The sequence below is a fragment of the Leisingera sp. F5 genome, assembly GCF_001593695.1.
In genome coordinates this window covers 1-5,152 of record NZ_LUKH01000133.1, presented here as the reverse complement: position 1 = coordinate 5,152, position 5,152 = coordinate 1, and the positions used below count along the sequence as shown (strand labels likewise).

Below are 5,152 nucleotides of genomic sequence, written 5' to 3'. Positions count from 1 at the left end.
GCCGGGGCCGGGGACGAAACAGGAACAGGAACAGGAGTGGCGGCAGGCTTGGAGCGGTCGGAAACCAGACCTGAAATGCGGGACAGAAAATCCCGTGCCTGTCGAGAGGTTGTGAGCATTTGCGCTTCCTGATGAGTGGCAGCTTATCGTTGCTCCCAATGTCGTCAGGCATTGGGGCGCAAAGATGGCGGCACTGGGGAAGTTAACGCCTCAATGGGAACAATCGCGGGTGGCGGCAGCGGCAATGGCAGCTGATGCGCAAGTTCAAGACCAGCGCCGTCAAAACGCAGTGAAATGATGGCGTTCGGTCCTGATGCCGCGGGCTTGGAATTCGGCGTCCGCTTCGGCGTGCGGCGGGGTGGCCTCTTGCGGCAGGCGGATGCGTTTGCCATTGCGAAGGACCAGTGTGGCGCGGACTGAGAAATCCCAGCGGGTGTCGAACCGCACGCGGTCGATCTCTCCAAGCTCGGCCTTGCCGGTCAGGCCTCCGGTGAACCATTCCAATTGGTTTTCAGAAAATGTGAGGCCAGACAGGGGGTTGCGGATCAGGTCCAGCAGCGCAGGAACAACCGGCAGGGCCAGCAGGATCACCAGCCAAACGGCCGCATCCAGCAAGAGCCACAGAACCAGCAGCGCCACCAGCCAGCCGCCCGTTGCCAGTATTGCGGCGGGAGATCGGCCCCGGCGGGAGAAGCTGTAATCCGCCGCCGGAGAGCGTGTTTCCGGTGTTTCAGGCATCCAGGATCCGGGTGATCATCTCATTGGTGTCCCGGCTGAGACCCGGCGCGCCGGCAATGCGGCTCATCCGGGCGCGGATCAGCGACTGGCGGCCGGCGTCATAGCGTTTCCAGGTCTGGAAGGCGGCGCACATGCGGGCAGTGGTCTGCGGGTTCAGCTTGTCCAATGCAATCAGGTTCTCTGCCAGCAGGGCATAGGCCTCGCCGCTGGCATGATGAAAGCCCGCGTGGTTGCCCGCCAAGGCGCCAAAGACGGCGCGGAAACGGTTGGGGTTCTTCATGTCGAACAGTGGATGATTGGTCAGGGCGGCTGCGGTGGCTGCGGTTTTCTGTGGTGCCGCGCAGGCGATCTGCAGCGCGAACCACTTGTCCATCACCAGCCGGTCGTCCTGCCACTGATCAAAGAAGGCCTGAGATTGGGCATCGCCCTTTTCAGCCTTCATCAGCGCGGCGAGGGCGGTGTATTGCTGGGTCATGTTGTCCGCAGCTGCGTATTGGCGCGCGGCCTGTTCGCCGCCGTCCAGACGGGTGAGCAGCGACAGGATACGGCCGTTCAGGGCACGTTTCCCGGCGCTATCGGCGTCCGGCGCATAAGGGCCTTCGACCGTGGTGGCGGCATAAAGCCGGGGCAGGCTGGTTTCCAGCTGCTGCGCCAGAGTTTGGGTAAAGGTCTCAGCCGCGTCATAGATTTTCTGCGGATCGGGGGTATAGCCGCGCTCAAACAGGGTCTGGGCGATGTCGGCCTGGCTGGGCGGCGACAGCACCAGGGCGCGGAAGGCCGGGTCCTGATCGTCATCGCGCACCAGTTTTTCCAGCGCGTCCAGATAGGCGCCATCGGGCGCGGCACCGTCCAGCACCATCGCCAAGCGGACCTCCTTGGCCAGCGCGTTGCCTGCCTCCCAGCGGTTGAACGGGTCGGTGTCATGGGCCAGCAGGAAAGCGCGTTCGGCATTGGTGCTCTCACGCTCCAGGATTACCGGCGCGGAAAACTCGCGCAGGATCGAGGGCACCGGTTTGGCGGCGAGGCCGTCAAAGGTGAAGCTTTGCTTGGCTTCCGTCAGCTCCAGCATTTCCGTGCCGCGCAGCTCGTCGCCATTGGGCGACAACAGGCCAACCGCCATCGGGATCACCCGCGGTGCCTTGTCCGGCTGGCCCGGCGTCGGCGGCGTCGATTGCTCAAACGTCAGGGTATAGGTGCCGCCGGCGTAATCCTCGGACACTTTCACCCGCGGGGTGCCTGCCTGACTGTACCACAGTTTGAATTGCTGCAGGTCGCGGCCGGTGGCGTCCTCGAACACCTTCAGCCAGTCCTCGATGGTGCAGGCCTCGCCGTCGTGGCGCTCGAAATAGAGCTTCAGCGCCTTGTAGTAGTTGTCATCCCCCACCAGCCGCTTGAGCATCCCGATCACCTCTGCGCCTTTTTCATAGACGGTGGCGGTGTAGAAGTTGTTGATCTCCTGGAACTCCTCCGGGCGCGGCGGATGGGCGAGGGGGCCGTTGTCCTCAGGGAACTGCCGGGCGCGCAGCGTGATCACGTCGTCGATCCGCTTCACCGGCTCCGAGCGCATGTCGGCGGTGAACTGCGCATCGCGGAAAACCGTCAACCCTTCCTTCAGACAGAGCTGAAACCAGTCACGGCAAGTGATGCGGTTGCCGGTCCAGTTGTGAAAATACTCATGCGCGATGATGGCTTCAATACGTTCGAAATTGGCATCTGTGGAGGTCTCAGGCGACGCCAGAACGCAGGAAGAGTTGAAAATGTTCAATCCTTTGTTCTCCATTGCGCCCATGTTGAAGTCGTCCACAGCGACGATGTTGAACAGCTCCAGGTCGTATTCGAGGCCGTAGACGTCCTCGTCCCATTTCATGGACTTTTTCAGCGCCTCCATGCCAAAGGCACATTTGTCCTCGTCACCGGGGCGGACCCAGATGTTCAGTTCGACCTCTTTGCCGGACCTGGTCGTGAAGCTGCCGGGGTGATTCACCAGATCGCCCGCCACCAGGGCAAACAGATAGGCCGGTTTCGGCCAGGGATCGTGCCATTCGGCCCAGCCTTCGCCCTGGCCCATGGGATTGCCGTTCGAGAGCATCACCGGTTCGTCGCCCTCGATCCGCACGGTGAAGGTGGACATCACGTCGGGGCGGTCGGGGTAATAGGTGATCTTGCGGAAACCCTCGGCCTCGCATTGGGTGCAATACATCCGGTTGGACATGTAAAGCCCCTCCAGCGCGGTGTTGCCGGCCGGGTTGATCTCCACCTCGGCCTCCCAGGTGAAGGGGGCGCCGGGCACGTCGCAGCTGAGGCCTTTGTCTATCACTTCGGGTGAGATGTCCTGCCCGTCGATCCTGGCCGAGATCAGCTGCAGGTCTTCACCGTGCAGGAAGAAGGTCTTGTCCGCTGCGTCCGGTTTCGGGGCAAAGCGGATCCTGCTGAGGACGCGGGTGGTTTCCGGCGTCAGACGGAAGGTCAGGTGAACGCTTTCGACGTCATAGCCAAAGGGCGTGTAGTCTTTCAGGTAGAAGGTCTGGGGCGTGTCTTTGGCCATTCTCGCTCTCCTCTGCACTGCTTCTTTTCAGGTGTAGAGGATAGGGGCGGGACTGCAAGCGGATTGGCCGCAGAATAACGGGTTCAGAAGAATCCGCAGCACTTTCTTGAAAAACAAGAAATTGAGTTCGGTTTCAGAGGTAGGCTGTTTTGTTGCCGATCGGAAACTTCTCCCCTAGTTAAGGGGCAGCATACAGTGGTGTACCGTCCAAGGGAGCAAGTCATGAGCCGGGTCGAAAAGCAGGGAATTCAGGTTGCGCCGGAGCTGGCGGAGTTCATCGAGAAACAAGCGCTGCCGGGGACCGGTATCGAAGCCGAGGCGTTCTGGACCGGCCTGGCGGAGCTGGTGAACACATTCGGGCCGGAAAACCGCGCGCTGCTGGCCAAGCGGGAAGAGATCCAGGCCAAGATCGACGCCTGGCACATCGCCAATCGCGACAAACCGCATGACCATGAAGGCTACAAGACGTTCCTGACGGAGATCGGTTATCTGCTGCCTGAGGGCGGCGATTTCGAGATCGAGACCCAGAACGTCGACCCCGAGATCGCATCTGTGCCGGGGCCGCAGCTGGTGGTGCCGATCACCAACGCACGCTACGCGCTGAACGCGGCCAATGCGCGCTGGGGCAGCCTCTATGACGGGTTCTATGGCACTGATGCAATGGGCACCCCTGCGCCCAAGGGCGGCTACGACAGGGGCCGCGGCGCGCGGGTTGTGGCGCGGGCGCGGGTGTTTCTGGATGAGGCGTTTCCGATTGACGGCGCCAGCCACGCCGATGTGCGCCGTTACTATGTGCAGGACGGGCAACTGCTGATTGACGATCTGCCGCTGGCGCAGCCGGAGAAATTTGCAGGCTACCGCGGCAACCCCAAGGCGCCGGAGGCAGTTCTGCTGCGCAACAATGGTCTGCATGTGGAACTGGTGTTTGACCGTGCCCACGCAATCGGCGCCCGCGATCAGGCCGGGCTGGCCGATGTGCGGCTGGAAAGCGCGATGTCGGCGATCATGGATTGCGAGGATTCCGTCGCGTGCGTCGATGCCGCGGACAAGGTGCTGGCCTATTCCAACTGGCTGGGCCTGATGCGGGGCGACCTGGAGGCGGAGCTGGAGAAGGGCGGCAAGACCATCACCCGCCGCCTGAACCCGGACTTCGGCTACACTGCGCCGGATGGCTCGGCGCTGACCCTCAAGGGCCGCGCCCTGCTGTGGGTCCGCAATGTCGGCCATCTGATGACCAACCCGGCGGTGCTGGATCAGGACGGCAAGGAGGCCTATGAGGGCCTGCTGGATGCGCTGATCACCGTGGTGATCGCCAAGCACGACCTGAAGCGCGACGGCGGCAATTCGGCCCATGGCTCGGTCTATGTGGTGAAACCCAAGATGCACGGCCCCGAAGAGGTCGCCTTTGCCGACGAGATATTCTCGACCGTCGAGGAAATCCTGGGGCTGCCTCAATATACGGTGAAGCTGGGGATCATGGACGAAGAGCGCCGCACTTCGGTCAACCTGAAGGAATGTATCCGCGCTGCAAAACACCGGGTGGCCTTTATCAACACTGGCTTTTTGGACCGCACCGGCGACGAGATACATACCTCGATGGAGGCCGGGCCGTTCCTGCCCAAGGGCGAAATGAAATCGACCCCCTGGATTCAGTCCTACGAAGATCGCAACGTGGATATCGGGCTGGCTTGTGGTTTGCAGGGAAAGGCGCAGATCGGCAAGGGGATGTGGGCGATGCCCGACCTGATGGCCGACATGCTGGAGGCCAAGATTGGCCATCCGATGTCTGGCGCCAACTGCGCATGGGTGCCGTCGCCCACTGCCGCCACCCTGCACGCGACGCATTATCACAAAGTGGACGTTCTGGCC

3 protein-coding genes are annotated in these 5,152 nt (G+C 62.2%); 1 reads left to right on the top strand and 2 read right to left on the bottom strand.

The window, feature by feature from the left end; translation table 11 throughout:
- Positions 1 to 279: 279 nt before the first annotated feature.
- Positions 280 to 738, bottom strand: coding sequence for a hypothetical protein (locus A2I95_RS25660; RefSeq protein WP_291734472.1), 459 nt, complete (start codon positions 736 to 738; stop codon positions 280 to 282).
- Positions 731 to 3,283 (bottom strand): aminopeptidase N, encoded by a 2,553-nt coding sequence (gene pepN, locus A2I95_RS25655; protein WP_291734470.1) that lies wholly within the window; start codon positions 3,281 to 3,283, stop codon positions 731 to 733. The genes A2I95_RS25660 and pepN overlap by 8 nt, the downstream gene beginning before the upstream one ends.
- Before the next feature lie 222 nt (positions 3,284 to 3,505).
- Here pepN and A2I95_RS25650 point away from each other — a divergent pair.
- Positions 3,506 to 5,152 (top strand): malate synthase G (locus A2I95_RS25650; RefSeq protein ID WP_291734468.1); only part of this gene is annotated, 1,647 nt, incomplete at its 3' end.